This window comes from Rhodanobacter sp. TND4EL1 (assembly GCF_054061035.1).
Map to the genome: position 1 here is coordinate 908,001 of NZ_JBSSDT010000002.1, position 16,010 is coordinate 924,010.

Below are 16,010 nucleotides of genomic sequence, written 5' to 3' on the forward strand. Positions count from 1 at the left end.
GCCGATGGGGCGGGGCTGTCAATCCCGTGCGGGCGGTGAATTCCATTGATGCAATTGCACGGAAGCCACCTCCACGCGGCGACAGGCCCGACTGGCGATGCCATCGTGCAGGGCCGCGCGGAACACCGGCGCCACCGCCCACAATGCGCGAGCCGCCAATCGGGCGCGGCGTTGCTGGTGCGATGAACGGCCCAGCATCGTGATCGCCCAGCCCGGCAGCAGGGCGCTGCCGGCAAGCAGAAACAGGTCACGCGACAGGCCGGCCGCCGGCACGGGCAGTCGCACTTCGCCCAGCAGGCCGAGCACCACGCGCGAACGCTCGGTGTACGCCAGTTCCGGCTGGATACGTGTGAAATACGCGGTGACCTCGCGTTCGCTGGCCGGCACATCGCGCGCGCCCAGCGCCTCGGCGATGCAGCGCACCTCGTCGTAATAACGATCGGCGGCACCGGCCGGCATCGCGATATGGCTGTAGCGACGATAGCCCTGCAGGAAACAGTACGCCTCGCTGACGTGCACCCAGGTCAGCAAGTCGGGGTCGTTGGCACTGTATGGACGTCCATCTTCGCCGTGGCCGGTGATGTGGTCGTGGATCTGCCGCACATGCGCGATCAGCGCCTCGGCCTGCACTCGCGGTGCGTAGGTGGTACCGCCGACGAAGGCGGTGGTACGGCGCAGCCGGCCGACCAGGTCACCGCGGAAGTTGGAGTGGTCCCAGACGCCGGCCAGTGCCAGTGGATGCAAGGTCTGCAAGGTCAGTGCGGCGAGGCCGCCAGCCAGCATGCCGGGGAAGTCCGAGTGCACGCGCCAGGTGGCGCTGTCCGGCCCGAACAGGCCCGGATCGCCGTGCGGATGGTCGTAGTCGAGGCTGCCGGTGTCGGCGCGCGGAAAGGCGCGCAGTACCCACTGGCGGATCGGTTGGCGAAGCACGTGGAGGGGCGAAGGCATGGCGACAGTCTAGCGTCCGCAAAGAGATGCGGTTTGCGGCGAGCGCCGGTTGTGCTATCAATGACCGCATGCATTCCGCCACCGCCCGCCTGTATTTCTGGTTTTACGGCTATCCGAAGCCAACGGCGGCGGCGCGGGCGCGATCGTTTTGAACTGATCGACAGAACCACACCGAACCGCCATTCCAGGGCGGTTTTTTCATGGCCGCCTGAAATCTTCCAGGAGAGCTGCCATGCACACCACCGACGACCTGCGCATTCGCGCGATCACCCGCCTCAGCACCCCGGCCGAAGTCATGCGTGATTGCAGCGCCACCGATGCGGCGATGGCCACGGTGGATGCTTCGCGGCAAGCACTGCACGGCATCCTTGCCGGCGATGACGACCGCCTCGCGGTGGTGATCGGACCGTGTTCGATCCACGACACCCGTGCCGCGCTGGAATACGCCGGCCGACTGGCGCCGTTGCGGCGCGAGCTCGGTGATGCGCTGGAGATCGTGATGCGGGTGTACTTCGAAAAGCCGCGCACCACAGTCGGCTGGAAGGGGTTGATCAACGATCCCGACCTCGATGGCAGCTTCCGGATCGACAAGGGCCTGCGCATGGCGCGCAACCTGTTGTGCGACGTGAATGCACTGGGCGTGCCGGCGGGCTGCGAATTCCTCGACATGATCACGCCGCAATACATTGCCGATCTGGTGGCGTGGGGCGCGATCGGTGCGCGGACCACCGAGAGCCAGGTGCATCGCGAGCTCGCCTCGGGGCTGTCCTGCCCGGTGGGCTTCAAGAACGGCACCGACGGCAACGTGAGGATCGCGGTGGATGCGGTGCAGGCGGCCGGGCAGGAGCATCATTTCATGGCGGTGACCAAGGACGGCCAGGCGGCCGTGGCGACCACTCGCGGCAACGGCGACTGCCACGTGATCCTGCGCGGTGGCAAGTTGCCGAATTACGATGTGGCCAGCGTCGATGCCGCTTGCGCCGTCATCGGCAACGCCGGGCTGCGGCTCCAGCTAATGATTGATGCCAGCCACGCCAACAGCGGGAAAAATCCCGACAATCAGCCGCAGGTGGTCGAGGACATCGCCGCGCGGATCGCTGCGGGCGAGCGACGCATTCTCGGCGTGATGGTGGAAAGCCATCTGCTCGGCGGCCGTCAGGAGCTGCAGCCGGGCCAGCCGCTACGCCATGGCCAGAGCATCACCGATGGCTGCCTCGACTGGGACAGTTCGGTGCAGGTGCTGCAGCGGCTGGCGCAGTCAGTGCGCCAGCGTCGCCAGCTTGAAGCGGCGACACTGGCGACCGAGGTGGCGGCTGCCTGAGGCCGTGCTCAGTGCTTCAGTCGCGCGTCCAGCGTGATGGTGGCCTTGAGTACCTTGGACACCGGGCAGCCCTGTTTGGTCGCCTGCGCGATGCGGTCAAACGTGGCTGCGTCGGTCCCCGCCACCTTGGCCTCGCAGTCGAGGTGGACGGCGGTGATCGAGAAGCCGTCGCCGTCCTTGTCGAGGGTCACCATGGCCTTGGTGTCGATACTGTCGGCGGTCAGGCCCTCATTGCCCAAGCCCAGCGACAGCGCCATCGAATAGCAGGCGGCGTGGGCGGCGGCGATCAGTTCCTCCGGGTTGGTCCCCGGGCCGTCCTCGAAGCGCGACTTGAACCCGTACGGCGCGTCGCGCAGCGCAGCGGTCTCGGTTGAAATGCTGCCCTGACCGTCCTTGATGCCTCCGGACCAGTGGGCGGATGCGGACTTCTTCATGGAAACCTCCTGCGCGGATGACGGGACGAACGCGCACCATGCCCGATCATCCATGCAGCTGGCGCGAATGAATCGGTGTACGGACTTCACGCCTTGTTGCTGCTCTGGCCGTACGATTGGCGTTTGTCCCTTCGTCCGCGGGAGTCGCCATGTCATTCGCCATCCAGCACGATCGCGCCGCCCATCGTTTCCATGTCGAGGTGGATGGTGCGTCTTGCGAGCTTGATTACACCCTCGCCGCGGGCGTGATGACGATCACCCACACCGGCGTGCCAAAGGAAGTGGGCGGCCGCGGGATCGCCTCGGCGCTGGTGCAGGCGGCGTTCGATGCTGCGCGCGCCGAAAGGTGGAAAGTCGTGCCTGCCTGCTCCTATGCTGCGAGCTGGACGCAACGGCATCCGGCCTACGCCGACGTGCTGGCCTGAACTTCTACCCGCGGAGTGATCCATGAGCCAGCGCTCGACGCAGGACGACGGCGATTTGCCAAAGGCACGCCGCTGGCGTCCCTGGGGATTCGCCAAGGGACGCCCATGGACGGTGGTCTCCCTGCTGATTTTCCTGGCAGCGGTCGGCGGCTTGCTGGTGTCCGGACTGGCGCTGCCGAAAGCGCTGCTGCTCGGCTTCGACCTCGCTGCGGTGATCTTCCTGGGATTGCTGGCGCACCTGTTCAACCAGGCGGTGCCGGCGACGATGCGGCAACAGGCCAAGGCGATCGATACCGGACGCTGGAGCGTGCTGTTTGGTGGCGTGCTGTTGTCCGCCGTGGTGCTGGGGGCGCTGACGCTGGAGCTGCATGCGGCCAAGGGCGGTGGTCTGCTGGATCTGCTAGTCAGCGTGCCGAGCGTGATCCTGAGTTGGTTGTTCCTCAACGTGATGTTCGCGGTCCACTACGCGCACGGCTATTACGGCGACCTGGGCGAGGAGCATGAAGGGCTCGAGTTCCCCGAGACCCCCGACCCGGATTACTGGGATTTTGCCTATTTCTCCATCGTGATCGGCATGACCTTCCAGGTCTCCGACGTGCAGATCACCAGCAACTACCTGCGTCGCGTGGCCCTGCTGCACAGCGTGATCGCGTTCTTCTTCAACGTGTTCATCATCGCGATCACGGTGAACATCGTGGCCGGGCAGTGAGGCTGACCTGATCAGGTAACGCGGTGGCGCGGCAGATGGCACCGCCGGGCACTTTTCCGGCGTGCGCTTCAGTTGGCCGGCGCGAGGTTGGATACTGGTCTCACCATTCCTGCAGGCCACCGGCATGACCGACGCGTTCGCCAGCCAACTCGGCATCGAGCACCCGCTGATCCAGGCCCCGATGGCAGCGTCAACCACACCCGCGCTGGTGGCGGCGGTGTCGAACGCGGGCGCGCTGGGCTCACTCGGTGCGGGTTATCTGGAGCCGCAGGCGATACTCGACCAGGCCGCGCAGATCCGCGCACTGGGTGATCGTCCCCATGCGATCGGCCTGTTCGTCTTGCCCGATGAGTTCGACGCCGACATGACGGCGGTGGCGAAAGCCCGTGACCAGCTCGATGCGCTGATGGCGCGCGAAGGCCTCGATGTGCGCACCCGTCTGCCGACGCGCTGGGCGCCGCGCTTCTCCGACCAGTTCGCTGCATTGTGTGAAGCGCGTCCGGCGGTGGCGAGTTTCGCGTTCGGCGTGATCAGTCCGGCGCACATGCACCAGCTGCATCAGCGCGGCATCTACGTGATCGGCACCGCCACCTCGGTGGCCGAGGCGCGGGCTTGGGCCGATGCCGGCGCTGACGCGGTGTCCATGCAGGGCGCCGAAGCCGGCGGCCATCGTGGCACCTTCCTGCACGAGGCCGAAGACGCGATGATCGGCCTGTTCGCCCTGTTGCCGTTGACCGTGCGTGCGGTCGACATTCCGGTGATCGCTGCCGGCGGCATCATGGACGGACGGGGCATGCTGGCCGCCGAAGTGCTCGGCGCGGCGGCGAGTCAGCTCGGCACTGCGTTCCTCACCTGCCCGGAAAGTGCGGCCGCCAACGCCTGGAAGCAGGACCTGCCTCAAGTGGAGGCGCACCAGGTCACCACCATCCTGGGTTTCTCGGGCCGCGCGGCCCGCGGCCGGCGCAATCGCTTCGTCGAGGCCATGCCCCAGGCCACCCAGGGTCTGCCGTACCCGATCCTGAATGCGCTCACCGCGCCGCTGCGCCGCGCCGCTGCTGAAGCGGGGCGCGGCGACCTGTTGTCCGAGTGGTGCGGCCAGGCTGCGGGCTTGGTGCGTCCGCAACCCGCGGCCGAGCTTGTGGCGCGACTGATGCATGAGTACCGCCTGGCCAGGCGGTCGCTGGCGCATTGACCGCGGCACGGCGCTCTGCCGGCCCTTGAGGTGTCATCGTGGCAGGCCGGTTATACTGCGCCCGCGCCATTTCGCGCTGCTCTCACCCACTGAGGCCCTCCCTCTTGAGTACTGCCCGCACGAACAAGTCCGTCACCACGGCCACCCTGCGCAAGTCGGTCATCGACGCGCTGGAAGAATTGAAAGCCAAGGACGTGCGTGAGATCGACGTCCGCGGCAAGACCTCCATCGCTGATCTGCTGGTCATCGCTTCGGGCACTTCCGCCCGCCACGTCAAGTCCATTGCCGACGAAGTCGCCAAATTCGCCAAGAAGGCGGGCGTGATGCCGCTGGGCGTGGAAGGCGAGACCGAAGGCGAGTGGGTGCTGGTGGATCTGGGCGACGTGATCGTCCATGTGATGCTGCCGCGCATTCGCGAGTTCTATGGCCTGGAGCGGCTGTGGACGGTCGGTGATCAAGGCCACGAAGTCGACGCCGAAGCTGCCCAGGCTGGCTGACGTTTTTCCTTCGCCCCGACGGGGAGAAGGTGCCCGAAGGGCGGATGAGGGGCGAGTGCTCGCGAAATGGCTGATCGAAGAGTGTCTTTGATGGGGGCTCTGCGCCAGCGTGGCCCCTCACCTCAATCCTCTCCCCTCAGCGGAGAGGAGGCGAACGAGGGCGCTGCGCGCCAACTTTTGTTTACGCGACGGCGATCATGCGCGCGCGTCTGATCGCCGTTGGTGAACGCATGCCCGGCTGGGTGGCCGAGGGCTTTGCCGAATATCGCAAGCGGCTGTCGCATGAGCTGCCGCTCGAGCTGATCGAACTGAAGCCGGGCATCCGCGGCAAGGGCCGTGATGATGCGCGGGCGATCCAGGACGAGGGCGCGGCGATATTGGCGGCGTTGCCGCACGACATCCACGTGGTTGCACTGGATGGTCGAGGCCGGACCTGGTCAAGCGAGGAACTTGCTGCCCAGCTGGAGAAATGGCGCATGGCGGGTCGTGACCTGGCCTTCCTCATCGGCGGTCCCGACGGACACGCCCCGGAAGTGCTGCAGCGCGCGGATCAACGCTGGTCGCTCGGCCCGCTTACCTTGCCGCACATGCTGGTCCGGCTGGTGCTGGCCGAGCAGTTGTATCGCGCCACCACCATCATGAGTGGCCACCCCTATCACCGTGCCTGACCTTCCACGGAGCGCGTGCCACATGATCTTCTCGATTCGTCAGGCAAACATGCTCGATCTCGATGTGCTGTCATCGTTGTTCGATGACTATCGGCAGTTTTACGGCCAGCCGCCGGAACGGTTGCGGGCACGCGAGTTTCTGGCGGCGCGCTTTGCCCGTGACGAATCCCTGATCCTGCTGGCGCTGGACGAGCAGGGCGACGGCGTGGGATTCACCCAGTTGTATCCGCTGTTTTCGTCGGTGCGCATGGTGCGCACGTATCTCCTCAATGACCTGTTCGTGAGCGTGCCGGCTCGTCGTCACGGTGTGGCGAAGGCCTTGCTGGGCGCGGCAGCCGAGCATGCGCGCGGGCTGGGAGCTGCCAGCCTGTCCCTGTCGACCGCGCTGGACAATGTCCCGGCCCAGGCCTTGTACGAATCCCTGGGTTGGCGTCGTGACTCGCAATTCTGCGAGTACGGCCTGACGCTCTGAAACCTCCGCGTCCTCTGGAGTTTGCATGCTGTATCTCGCCTCGCAATCGCCGCGTCGCCGCCAATTGCTTGAACAGTTGGGCGTGGAGTTCGTCGTGGTCCAGGTCGATGTGCCTGAGCAGCGCGAGATCGGCGAGTCACCACGGGACTATGTGTGCCGGGTAGCCCGTGACAAGGCCTGCGCAGGCCTGGCGGCGCTTTCCGATGCGCCGACGGCGTGGGTACTGGGAGCGGATACCGAAGTGGTGCTGGATGACGAGGTGTTTGGCAAACCACGGGATGCGCAGGATGCGGCGGCGATGCTGCGTCGGCTGGCCGGCCGCGCGCATACGGTGATTTCGGCGCTTTGGCTGGTCGGCCAGGAGTGGGAGTGCAGCGAAACGTGCCTGTCCACGGTCCGCTTTGCGACGCTGGACGACGCGGCGATCCACGCTTACGTTGCCACCGGCGAACCGTTCGGCAAGGCCGGCGCATACGCCATCCAGGGGCGTGCCGCGGCGATGATCGAGCATCTGGCGGGGAGCTACTCCGGCGTGATGGGACTGCCGCTGTTCGAGACGGCGCGCTTGCTGCGCCGCGGCGGGATCATCACGCCTTGACCGCCACGAACCAGCCGACCACGGCCATCAGGTTGTTGAGGCCGTGTGCCACCGCCCCGGGCCATATCGACGCGGACCGAAGGCGCAGCATGGCGAGCAGCAAGGCGAGCAGCAACAGATTGGGCAACGCATACCATTGGTAATCCAGGCCGGGGAGGTGGACCAGCGCGAACACCAGCGAGCTGATGCCCACCGCCCAACCGGCGCCCCAGCGTCGGGTCAGCGCCGAAAACAGGACGCCGCGAAACAGCAGTTCCTCGACCACCGGCCCCAGGCTGACCACCACCAGTGCGAGCACGATGCGCGGTGCCAGTGGCGTCTGGCCGCCGATCTGCTGGATGTTCTGGGTCACCGGAAGGCCGTGCGCCAGCCACCCTGTCAGCAGCGAGCCCAGCCATGGCACCAGCAGTCCAATGCCCGCCGCCAGCGCGAAAAACCATCCGCTGCATGATTGTGTGAAACCCAGTCCCGGTGGTTGGCCGGTTGACCACCAGGGCTGCCATTGCCGATAGGCCAGCCAGCAGGTGACCGGTGCCGCGACGCCAAGCGAGGCGATGGCCAGCCATGCCTGCATGGTGGGTTGATCAAGAATCCTGTCGAGCCCGAGCTGCAGATCGTGTGTTGGCTGATGGAGCATGCCGACCGCCATGATCGCCAGGGCAGCCACGAGTCCAGTGAGCAACTGCAGCGCAAAATAGCCGGCGATGAGCCCTGCCGCAGCGACCAGACCCGGCGGCGCTGCGCGTTGTACGAATGGAGCCGAAAGCGGAGGCGGGAACATCTGGGTGGAGCGGTCTTCCATGCGTTTTCATCGTGCCTTGCGAAAAGAGGGGTGTCGGCGCCAAGTCCGACGCGCTGCCCGGTTAGTGTGCTCGACGAGGCGCGTGCAATCCATCCATTGTCGGAAGCGTCGTGGCGATGGGTTGCGGGGTGGGGGTATCCCGCTACCATGCCAAGGCAAGTTTGCGTCGCCAGCGTTGACAGGGGGTTTGATGACGATCGACTTCGGCAGGACGGCTGGCGACTACGCGCGCCATCGGGCGGGCTTTCCCGGGATCTTTTTCGAACGTTTGCTGGGAGATGGCAGCGTCCATCCCGGCAATGCGGTACTTGATCTGGGTACCGGCACGGGCACGGTCGCCCGCGGCCTGGCACTGAGCGGCTGCGACGTTACCGGGCTGGATCATTCCGCCCCGTTGCTGGTGCAGGCTGCGGAGATGGACCGTGTCGCGGGCGTGCAGGTGAAGCAGGTGCGTGCACGGGTCGAGAACGCCGACTTCGAACCGGCCTCGTTCGACGTGGTCACGGCAGGCCAATGCTGGCACTGGTTCGAACGGGCACGCACGGCTTCGCTGGTGCGCACATGGCTGAGACCGGGTGGCCGCTTCATCATCGCGCATTTCGACTGGCTGCCCTTGAACGGCAACATGGTGCAGGACACCGAGCGGCTGATTCTTGCCTACAACACCGGCTGGACCATGCACAGCGGCAGCGGCCTGTATCCGGCCTGGCTCAAGGATGTGGCCGAAGCCGGCTTCAGCGATCTGCGTACCCGGTCAGTCGACGTGGACGTTCCCTACAGTCACGCCGACTGGCGCGGGCGCATTCGCGCCAGCGCCGGCGTGGGCGCCAGCCTGGACGAAGCGAAGGTGCAGCGTTTCGATGCGGAACTGACGAAAATGCTGGCCACCCGTCATGCCAGTGAGCCGATGGCCGTACCGCATCGGCTATGGGTGTTGAGCGCGGTGGCCCCCGGCGCTCCCGGCTGAGGTCAGCCGATCATCATGGCGCGGGCCACGCCGATGCAGGCCATCACCAGGATGGCGGCCCAGCCGAGCATGCTCAGCAGGTAGCCGGGCCCGCGCTTGCTGGCGTCCCGCAGATAGGCCAGTGCGTACCACACCCGCCCGGCCAGCCACACCAGGCCCGCGATCCCGGCCCAGCCCGTGAAGCCGTAATGAGCTGCCAGCCAAAGCGTCGGCAGGAACATCACCGTGGCCTCCAGCGTGTTCATCTGCACACGGTAGGCGCGTTCGAACGCTGGGTCACCGGTGACGGCTGGCGCCTTCACGCCGTACTTTCCGCGGGCGTGGCCCACCGCCCACATGGTCGCAAACAGCAGCAGCACGGTGAGCAGGGTTACCAGGGCGGGCAGGTGGATCATGCTGAAATCCTCACGAAGGGTGATCTACTTTAGCCGCGTTGCGCGACATGGCGCGATGCAGGGCGGCGCGCTATCGTTCCAGCGCGACGCGAGGGGCGCACCTACAGGCACAGCGAGGGACTTATGGATTGGAGAAAGGGCGGCAGCAGCAGCAACGTCGAAATCGACAGCGGTGGCGGCGGTGGTGGCCGACGTTTCGGTGGTGGTCGTGGCATGGGACTGGGCACCATCGTGGTACTTGGCCTGATCGGCTGGATTTTCTTCAAGAATCCGATGGCTCTGCTGGACCAGGGCGGTGCCCAGTCCGGCGCGTCGAGCCAGGCTGTGCCGGCGCAAGTGGACCCCGAGCAGAAGGACTTCGTCAGCGCGGTGCTGCACTCGACCGAACAGACCTGGGGCGAGATCTTTCGCGAGCATGGCGCCACCTACGTCGAGCCCAAACTGCACCTGTTCAGCGGTGGCGTGAGCACCGCCTGCGGCAGTGCCAGCACGGCCGTGGGTCCGTTCTATTGCCCCGGTGACCAGAAGGTCTACCTCGACGTGGCGTTCTTCCAGCAATTGCAGGACGAGCTGCATTCGTCCGGTGATTTCGCCCGTGCCTACGTGATCGCGCACGAAGTTGGCCATCACGTGCAGAAGCTGACCGGCGTGTTCGACAAGGTCGACCAGGCGCGTCGCAACGGTGCGCCGATGGATGGTGCGGACGGTCTGTCGGTGCGGCAGGAATTGCAGGCGGATTGCTACGCCGGGGTGTGGGCCAACCACAGCCAGAAGGACCTCAACTGGCTGCAGCCGGGCGACATCGATTCGGCGCTCAATGCCGCCAGCCACATCGGCGATGACACCTTGCAGCAGCAGGCACAAGGCCGCGTGCGTCCCGACACGTTCACTCATGGCACCTCGGCGCAACGCGTGAAGTGGTTCAAGACCGGCTTCGCCAGCGGCGACATGGCCCAGTGCAATACCTTTGCCGGCACACCCTAGGCGGGTTTGCCACTGGCATCCAGACGAAGGCCCGCTGCACAGCGGGCCTTCGTCGTTCTAAAATCCGCAGGCTGCGCGCCTTGGGGTGCGCTCTGGTCCGCTCGATGGAACATCCCTGCTTGCGCTGTGGTGCTTGTTGCGCCCATTTTCGCGTGGCGTTTCACTGGTCCGAAACGGACCCCTTCCTGGGCGGCAGCGTGCCGCAGGACCTTGTCGAGAAGCTCGACCCGCACCGGGTGGTGATGCGCGGCACGTATTCCGAGCCGTCACGCTGCGTTGCCCTGCACGGCGTCGTCGGTGAGGCAGCGCATTGCGGCATATACGCGCAACGACCCTCCGTGTGCCGTGAAGTGCAGCCGTCGTGGGAGTTCGGAGTGATCAGCCCGCAGTGCGACAAGGCGCGGATCGCGCATGGGATGGCCGTGCTGACGCCGGAAGACTGGCTGGATCCGTTCAATGCCGGTGATCCGCCGATGCCGCAGAGCGCCTGATGCCTGCGCGGCGAATGATCCCTTCCGAGGACGCCATGAACCGCAGAAAGCGACTCAACTTCTGGGGCGCCGACGAGAACGACGACAGCCTCCCATGCAGTGTCATGGAGGGTCGAAAAACCGTCACGGCCGATACGGTGGAAGACTATTACCAGCCGTATGGTGAGTACGGCGATGGCAGCTATGCCGCGGGCGACCTCATTGAAGTCTATGACTTGAAGCAGCGGCTTCGCTGCATCATCAAGGCGACCAAGGTGCATGTCTTCAAGTTCGGGGACATTCCGGAAGAGGTCTGGCGCGGTGAAACATTTGCCAGCGCCCGCGAGTTTCAGGACTGCCATGTGCGCTGCCTGCCGCATCTGGCGCTGCATGACGACTTCGAATTCGTGGCGCTGCATTTCGAATTGGTCGAAGTGGTTGCGCGCACGTTCGCAGCCTGAATCCCCGCCCGGACTCATGGCTCAACCATTCGGCGCCGGGCCTTCGCGTGCGTCAGCCGAACCGATAAATGTCCATCGCCAGCAGGCCCATGTCGATGCCGGCGTCGATGCGCTGCGCATGGGCTTGTGCGCCGGCGGCACCCAGCGCCACGAACAGCGGCAGCAGGTGTTCGTCCGTGGGGTGGGCGCGTTCGGCGAATGGCGCCTGACGGCGGTAGTCGAGCAGGGCTTCGACGTCGCTGCTGGCGAGCTTTTGCTGGATCCACTCGATGAACGGCTTCACGTACGGCGCCTGCCGCTCGGCGCTGTAGCCGGCGCCGAGGTCATGCAGGTTGTGGGTGATGCTGCCCGAACCGATCACCAGCACGCCTTCGTCGCGCAGCGGCGCCAGCGCCCGCCCCAAGGCGTAGTGATGGGCGGGGCCGAGTTCGGGCTGGATCGAGATCGGCACGACGGGAATGTCCGCGTCCGGGTACAGCAGCCGCAGCGGCACCCATGCGCCGTGATCCAGGCCACGCTCGGGGTTGGCAACCGGGGCCAGCTCCGCCAGGAGCTGCATGACCCGTGCGGCCAGTACGGGTGCGCCGGGGGCCGGGTAGCGCAACTCGTACAAAGCGGCCGGGAAGCCGCGAAAGTCTTGGATGGTTTCCGGTGCCATCGCCGTTCCGACCTGTGGCCGGTGCGACAGCCAGTGCGCGCTGGCCATCACGATCGCCTTCGGCTTGGGCAGCGTGCCAGCCAGCTCGGTCAGCCGGGTGCCGGTCAGGCCGGGCCGCAAGGCCGTCATCGGCGAACCGTGCGAAATGTAGAGGCTGGGCAGGGTGGTCATGCGGCATGCTCGGTTGGGATCGACACCACCATCATGGTGACGCGGCAACGGTTTGCCGATGCTTCGATCCCGAACGCAGCGTTGCCCGTGCCGAACGCTGGCGCGGATGTTTGAAGGGACGTCGCCGGCGAGCAGGCCTCTACGTCGGGAATTTCGGCAGTCCGAGGCCGAAGCGCAGCGGGTCGAGCAGGGCGCCGTAGTGGTCGGCGCGGGCGGTGTTGCGTTGCAGGGGTTGGCGGACCTGGGCGGCGCTGGCGGTGCGTACGCTGCGCGTCGCGTGCCGGTAGTCGAGGCAGGTTGGATCGTAAGGCAGTCCGCAGAATGCCAGCAGCGCGCGGATCTGCGGCTCCGGTTCGGCCAGCAGTGCTTCATATCGCTGGATGCGTATGCGCTGCGGCGCGGCTGCCTGCCATGCGTCCATCACCCGTTCGTAGTCGCGGATGTAGGCGGCAATGTCGGTCAGGGTGCAGGCGAAGTGGGGCACCAGATAGAACTGTTGCTTGTAGCAGGACCAGCCGGCCTCCAGTGGATCGCGACGGGCGTCGACGATGCGTGCGCCGGGCAGCATCGCGCCCAGCACCCCCGCCAGCAGCCAGTTCGACGGCAGTTTGTCGGTGTGCCGCGGCTTGTGCCGGCGCCAGCGTGTGGTGAGTTCCAGGTAGCGCTGACCGAGTCGGTGCCAGTCCTGCGCACGCGCGCTGCCGATCCAGTGCAGCAGTGGCTGCCGGCGGCGCGCGGATTCCTCGCTGAGCACCTGCTCCAGTTCGGTCAGTTCGCTGGCGCCTTCCACGTCGGGATGGGCGGCGAGGATCTGCTCGAACAGGGTGGAGCCTGAGCGTGGCAATCCGACGATGAAGATCACCTCGTGTCCAAGGGTTGGATCGATGGGGGCCGGCAGCTGGCGGGAAGCGGCGAACGTCGCTTCGGCATGGGCGTGGAAGGCCGATGCCTGCCACGGCCGGAGTTCACGCAGCTCGGCATTGGCCCGGTTCAGCGCGGCGAACGCCTGCTCGTGACGCCCGTGGTCCTCGCAGACCTTGCCCAGCGCAAAACCCATCGCGATGCGGTCGGCAGGGGTGCTGGCCGGCAGCTTCAGCGCGCTGGCCAGGTGCTCGCGGTCGGCGTCGGACAACGGTCGGGTCTTGATGTTGGCCAGCCCGCGCCACGCGTCACCGCAAGCAGGATGCAGAGCCAGCGCGGTCCGGTAGTGAGCGTCGGCCGCATCAAAACGGCCGGCATGCACCAGCGCGTCGGCGAGCAGGACCACGGCGGGCAGGAAATCCGGTGCCAGGGTGTGGGCCTGCTGCAGGGCTTCGATCGCCGCTGCCGTGTCGCCGTGCAGTTGCAGGTTGCGACCCAGGTTGAACCATGGCATCGGCGCGTTCGGCGCCAGCACGCACGCTTGTCGCCAACTGGCAAAAGCTGCATCGATATCGCCGCGTGCCTGCTGCACGCCGGCCAGGTCGGAGTGTGCCAGGGCGTAGTCGGGCCATTGCGCCAGCGCGCGCTGCAGGCAGCCCAACGCCTCGTCATGGCGTTGTGCGCGGGTGTACAGGATGCCGTAAAGGCGCAAGACCTCGGGATGTTCGGGCGCGAGTTCGAGCGCCATGTCGAGCGCTTGCCGTGCCTTCGATTCGGCCCCATCGCGAATCGCATGTGCCGCAGCCTGCAGTTGCTGGATGGCTGCGGGCAACAGCCCGTCGAGTCGCGGTTCAGCTGAAGCGGACCCTGGCTGTTCGATGCTGGTGAGGGACATGGGGCGGTTTCGTGAGAGCGGTTCCACCCATGTTACGCCGCTCGGTCATGGCTGACCGAGCGGCGCGTTTGCCAGGCTTACTTGCGCCGTGGCGGCTTGCCGCCCGCGGGCCGCGGCTTGAAACCGCCGGGCTTCTTGAAGCCGCCCGGTTTGTGAGGAGGTGGCGTGCTGGTGCCGGTATCGGTGCCGTCCCACTCGTGGATACGCAGCTGTTGCTGCACCACCCACACTTTCTTCAGGTGCTCGAACACTTCGCCGGGCATGCCATCGGGCAGGTCGATCAGGCTGTAGTGATCGCGGATGCTGAGCCGGCCGATGAACTGGCTCTCCAGTCCGGCTTCGTTGGCGATCGCGCCGATGATGTTGCCCGGCTTGACGCCATGCTCGTGACCGACTTCGACCCGGTAGGTTCGCTTGCCTTCTTCCGTGGCATGCGCGCGCACCGGGCGGTGACCGAACTCACGCGGCGGGGCGCTGTCGTGGGCGCCGTGCGCGCGCGCGGGCCTTGGCTCGCGTGCCGGCGGGTGGCCGGAAGCAGCGGCATCGCGCGGGTGCGGCGGACGGCGCTCACTGCTCGTGCGCTCGCGCGGAGCCGCACGTTCGACCCGCTCGCGCGAGGCCGGCTCGTACTTTTCACGCTTCGGCGGCGGGGCCAGCAACAGCGGCTGGTCACCCTGGGCGATGCGCGCCAGTGCGGCGGCGATCTCGATCGCCGGCACGTTGTGTTCCTGCTCGTACTGTTCGATCAGCTGCTGGAACTGGCCCAGGTCGCCCTGCGCCAGCATGTCGCTGATGCGCTGCTTGAACTTGCCGATGCGCACGTCGTTGACCACGTCCACCGACGGCAGCTGCATCTGTTCGATCGGCTGGCGGGTGGCGCGCTCGATCGCGCCCAGCATGCCGCGCTCGCGCGGGCTGACGAACAGGATCGCCTCGCCGCTGCGACCGGCGCGGCCGGTGCGGCCGATGCGGTGCACGTAGCTTTCGGTGTCGTACGGGATGTCGTAATTGAACACGTGGCTGATCCGTTCCACGTCGAGACCGCGTGCGGCGACGTCGGTGGCGACCAGGATGTCGAGCTTGCCGTCCTTCAACTGCTGGATGACCCGCTCGCGCTGCGCCTGGGCGATGTCGCCGTTGATCGCGGCGGCAGCCAGGCCGCGCGCCTGCAGCTTGCCGGCCAGCTCTTCGGTGGCCTGCTTGGTGCGCGCGAAGATGATCATCGCGTCGAACGGTTCCGCTTCGAGGATGCGGGTCAGTGCATCGAGCTTGTGCATGCCGCTGACGAACCAGTAGCGCTGGTGGATGTTCGCCGCGGTGGTGGTGGAGGACTTGATGGTGACTTCCACCGGATCCTTCAGGTGGCGCTGGGCGATCTTGCGGATCACGCTCGGCATGGTCGCCGAGAACAGCGCGACCTGGCGTTCGGGCGGGGTCGCCTGCAACACTTTTTCGACGTCGTCGATGAAGCCCATGCGCAGCATTTCGTCGGCTTCGTCGAGCACCAGATACTTCAGCTCCGACAGATCCAGCGTGCCCTTGTTCATGTGATCGATCACGCGACCGGGCGTGCCAACGACCACGTGCACGCCGCGCTTGAGCGAGTGCAACTGCGGACCGTAGCTCTGGCCGCCATAGATCGGCAGTACCTGCAGGCCGCGCATGTGGGTGGCGTATTTCTGGAACGCTTCGGCGACCTGGATGGCCAGTTCGCGTGTGGGTGCGAGCACCAGCGCCTGCGGCTTGCCAACGTGCTTGAGGTCGATGCGCGAAAGGATCGGCAGCGCAAAGGCGGCGGTCTTGCCGGTGCCGGTTTGCGCCTGGCCGAGCACATCGCGACCTTCCATCAGCGGCGGAATGGTCGCGGCCTGGATCGGCGAGGGCGATTCGTAGCCGACATCGGTCAGCGCGCGCAGAACGTCGGGATGCAGCGCAAGTGCGCCAAAACCGGACGGTACCGGGGCGTTGTCGGAATCAGGGGATGACATGGGGGTACCTCGGAACAGAAGGCAGCGTCGGGAATGCGACGCGCGGATCGGCCATTCTACCAGTCTCCATGCCTGTGCGTGGCAATTCTGGCTG

At 66.3% G+C, this 16,010-nt stretch carries 19 protein-coding genes; 12 read left to right on the forward strand and 7 right to left on the reverse strand.

What is annotated here, in order from left to right; genetic code table 11:
* Positions 1–18 precede the first annotated feature (18 nt).
* Entirely contained in the window at positions 19–948 is a 930-nt protein-coding gene (locus tag ACVWWQ_RS10645; protein WP_133947519.1) for an oxygenase MpaB family protein, read from the reverse strand.
* Positions 949–1,180: 232 nt separating this feature from the next.
* Between ACVWWQ_RS10645 and ACVWWQ_RS10650 the strand changes: the two genes are divergently transcribed.
* Entirely contained in the window at positions 1,181–2,269 is a 1,089-nt protein-coding gene (locus tag ACVWWQ_RS10650) for a 3-deoxy-7-phosphoheptulonate synthase (RefSeq protein WP_133947516.1), read from the forward strand.
* 8 nt (positions 2,270–2,277) lie between these two features.
* On the opposite strand, the gene ACVWWQ_RS10655 is transcribed toward ACVWWQ_RS10650, so the two are convergent.
* The gene (locus ACVWWQ_RS10655; protein WP_133947514.1) at positions 2,278–2,703 is read right to left on the reverse strand and encodes an OsmC family protein; all 426 of its coding nucleotides are present in this window, start codon (positions 2,701–2,703) and stop codon (positions 2,278–2,280) included.
* Between the two features lie 149 nt (positions 2,704–2,852).
* On the opposite strand from ACVWWQ_RS10655, the gene ACVWWQ_RS10660 reads away from it, so the two are divergent.
* From ACVWWQ_RS10660 to ACVWWQ_RS10690, 7 genes are all read left to right on the forward strand, one after another.
* Positions 2,853–3,128 (forward strand): GNAT family N-acetyltransferase, encoded by a 276-nt coding sequence (locus ACVWWQ_RS10660; RefSeq protein ID WP_133947512.1) that lies wholly within the window; start codon positions 2,853–2,855, stop codon positions 3,126–3,128.
* A gap of 22 nt (positions 3,129–3,150) precedes the next feature.
* Positions 3,151–3,837 (forward strand): DUF1345 domain-containing protein, encoded by a 687-nt coding sequence (locus tag ACVWWQ_RS10665; RefSeq protein WP_133947510.1) that lies wholly within the window; start codon positions 3,151–3,153, stop codon positions 3,835–3,837.
* A 124-nt stretch (positions 3,838–3,961) separates the two neighbouring features.
* Positions 3,962–5,029, forward strand: a complete 1,068-nt coding sequence (locus ACVWWQ_RS10670) for a nitronate monooxygenase (protein ID WP_133947508.1) — start codon at positions 3,962–3,964, stop codon at positions 5,027–5,029.
* A 104-nt stretch (positions 5,030–5,133) separates the two neighbouring features.
* Complete coding sequence (gene rsfS / locus ACVWWQ_RS10675; RefSeq protein ID WP_099653618.1) at positions 5,134–5,526, forward strand: ribosome silencing factor; 393 nt, start codon at positions 5,134–5,136, stop codon at positions 5,524–5,526.
* Positions 5,527–5,723: 197 nt separating this feature from the next.
* Positions 5,724–6,194: a 23S rRNA (pseudouridine(1915)-N(3))-methyltransferase RlmH gene (gene rlmH, locus ACVWWQ_RS10680; protein ID WP_133947506.1), complete on the forward strand. Its 471-nt coding sequence runs from the start codon at positions 5,724–5,726 to the stop codon at positions 6,192–6,194.
* A 22-nt stretch (positions 6,195–6,216) separates the two neighbouring features.
* Complete coding sequence (locus ACVWWQ_RS10685) at positions 6,217–6,666, forward strand: GNAT family N-acetyltransferase (RefSeq protein ID WP_133947504.1); 450 nt, start codon at positions 6,217–6,219, stop codon at positions 6,664–6,666.
* 25 nt (positions 6,667–6,691) lie between these two features.
* Positions 6,692–7,264, forward strand: coding sequence for a Maf family nucleotide pyrophosphatase (locus ACVWWQ_RS10690; protein WP_133947502.1), 573 nt, complete (start codon positions 6,692–6,694; stop codon positions 7,262–7,264).
* Here ACVWWQ_RS10690 and ACVWWQ_RS10695 read toward each other — a convergent pair.
* Positions 7,254–8,066, reverse strand: a complete 813-nt coding sequence (locus ACVWWQ_RS10695; protein WP_133947500.1) for a CPBP family intramembrane glutamic endopeptidase — start codon at positions 8,064–8,066, stop codon at positions 7,254–7,256. The genes ACVWWQ_RS10690 and ACVWWQ_RS10695 overlap by 11 nt on opposite strands.
* 190 nt (positions 8,067–8,256) lie before the next feature.
* Between ACVWWQ_RS10695 and ACVWWQ_RS10700 the strand changes: the two genes are divergently transcribed.
* Positions 8,257–9,033 (forward strand): class I SAM-dependent methyltransferase, encoded by a 777-nt coding sequence (locus ACVWWQ_RS10700; protein WP_133947498.1) that lies wholly within the window; start codon positions 8,257–8,259, stop codon positions 9,031–9,033.
* A gap of 2 nt (positions 9,034–9,035) precedes the next feature.
* Here the strand turns inward: ACVWWQ_RS10700 and ACVWWQ_RS10705 are convergent, their stop codons facing one another.
* Entirely contained in the window at positions 9,036–9,428 is a 393-nt protein-coding gene (locus ACVWWQ_RS10705; protein WP_099653612.1) for an MAPEG family protein, read from the reverse strand.
* 123 nt (positions 9,429–9,551) lie between these two features.
* Here ACVWWQ_RS10705 and ypfJ point away from each other — a divergent pair, with 123 nt between their 5' ends.
* From ypfJ to ACVWWQ_RS10720, 3 genes are all read left to right on the forward strand, one after another.
* On the forward strand, positions 9,552–10,412 hold the full coding sequence (gene ypfJ, locus ACVWWQ_RS10710; protein WP_099653611.1) for a KPN_02809 family neutral zinc metallopeptidase: 861 nt from the start codon (positions 9,552–9,554) through the stop codon (positions 10,410–10,412).
* Positions 10,413–10,516: 104 nt separating this feature from the next.
* Entirely contained in the window at positions 10,517–10,903 is a 387-nt protein-coding gene (locus ACVWWQ_RS10715; RefSeq protein WP_133947496.1) for a YkgJ family cysteine cluster protein, read from the forward strand.
* 35 nt (positions 10,904–10,938) lie between these two features.
* Positions 10,939–11,343, forward strand: a complete 405-nt coding sequence (locus ACVWWQ_RS10720; protein ID WP_208321569.1) for an ASCH domain-containing protein — start codon at positions 10,939–10,941, stop codon at positions 11,341–11,343.
* Between the two features lie 52 nt (positions 11,344–11,395).
* Here the strand turns inward: ACVWWQ_RS10720 and ACVWWQ_RS10725 are convergent, their stop codons facing one another.
* The 3 genes from ACVWWQ_RS10725 to ACVWWQ_RS10735 form a co-directional block, all read right to left on the reverse strand.
* Complete coding sequence (locus tag ACVWWQ_RS10725) at positions 11,396–12,172, reverse strand: DODA-type extradiol aromatic ring-opening family dioxygenase (RefSeq protein WP_133947494.1); 777 nt, start codon at positions 12,170–12,172, stop codon at positions 11,396–11,398.
* A gap of 139 nt (positions 12,173–12,311) precedes the next feature.
* Positions 12,312–13,928, reverse strand: a complete 1,617-nt coding sequence (locus tag ACVWWQ_RS10730; protein WP_133947492.1) for a tetratricopeptide repeat-containing sulfotransferase family protein — start codon at positions 13,926–13,928, stop codon at positions 12,312–12,314.
* A 77-nt stretch (positions 13,929–14,005) separates the two neighbouring features.
* Positions 14,006–15,916: a DEAD/DEAH box helicase gene (locus tag ACVWWQ_RS10735; RefSeq protein WP_133947490.1), complete on the reverse strand. Its 1,911-nt coding sequence runs from the start codon at positions 15,914–15,916 to the stop codon at positions 14,006–14,008.
* Positions 15,917–16,010: the final 94 nt, after the last annotated feature.

Coding starts and splice junctions, on each gene's coding strand:
- ACVWWQ_RS10645 (WP_133947519.1), bottom strand. CDS start 948: ATGCCTTCGCCCCTCCACGTGCTTCGCCAACCGATCCGCCAGTGGGTA.
- ACVWWQ_RS10650 (WP_133947516.1), top strand. CDS start 1,181: ATGCACACCACCGACGACCTGCGCATTCGCGCGATCACCCGCCTCAGC.
- ACVWWQ_RS10655 (WP_133947514.1), bottom strand. CDS start 2,703: ATGAAGAAGTCCGCATCCGCCCACTGGTCCGGAGGCATCAAGGACGGT.
- ACVWWQ_RS10660 (WP_133947512.1), top strand. CDS start 2,853: ATGTCATTCGCCATCCAGCACGATCGCGCCGCCCATCGTTTCCATGTC.
- ACVWWQ_RS10665 (WP_133947510.1), top strand. CDS start 3,151: ATGAGCCAGCGCTCGACGCAGGACGACGGCGATTTGCCAAAGGCACGC.
- ACVWWQ_RS10670 (WP_133947508.1), top strand. CDS start 3,962: ATGACCGACGCGTTCGCCAGCCAACTCGGCATCGAGCACCCGCTGATC.
- rlmH (WP_133947506.1), top strand. CDS start 5,724: ATGCGCGCGCGTCTGATCGCCGTTGGTGAACGCATGCCCGGCTGGGTG.
- ACVWWQ_RS10685 (WP_133947504.1), top strand. CDS start 6,217: ATGATCTTCTCGATTCGTCAGGCAAACATGCTCGATCTCGATGTGCTG.
- ACVWWQ_RS10690 (WP_133947502.1), top strand. CDS start 6,692: ATGCTGTATCTCGCCTCGCAATCGCCGCGTCGCCGCCAATTGCTTGAA.
- ACVWWQ_RS10695 (WP_133947500.1), bottom strand. CDS start 8,066: ATGGAAGACCGCTCCACCCAGATGTTCCCGCCTCCGCTTTCGGCTCCA.
- ACVWWQ_RS10700 (WP_133947498.1), top strand. CDS start 8,257: ATGACGATCGACTTCGGCAGGACGGCTGGCGACTACGCGCGCCATCGG.
- ACVWWQ_RS10705 (WP_099653612.1), bottom strand. CDS start 9,428: ATGATCCACCTGCCCGCCCTGGTAACCCTGCTCACCGTGCTGCTGCTG.
- ypfJ (WP_099653611.1), top strand. CDS start 9,552: ATGGATTGGAGAAAGGGCGGCAGCAGCAGCAACGTCGAAATCGACAGC.
- ACVWWQ_RS10715 (WP_133947496.1), top strand. CDS start 10,517: ATGGAACATCCCTGCTTGCGCTGTGGTGCTTGTTGCGCCCATTTTCGC.
- ACVWWQ_RS10720 (WP_208321569.1), top strand. CDS start 10,939: ATGAACCGCAGAAAGCGACTCAACTTCTGGGGCGCCGACGAGAACGAC.
- ACVWWQ_RS10725 (WP_133947494.1), bottom strand. CDS start 12,172: ATGACCACCCTGCCCAGCCTCTACATTTCGCACGGTTCGCCGATGACG.
- ACVWWQ_RS10730 (WP_133947492.1), bottom strand. CDS start 13,928: ATGTCCCTCACCAGCATCGAACAGCCAGGGTCCGCTTCAGCTGAACCG.
- ACVWWQ_RS10735 (WP_133947490.1), bottom strand. CDS start 15,916: ATGTCATCCCCTGATTCCGACAACGCCCCGGTACCGTCCGGTTTTGGC.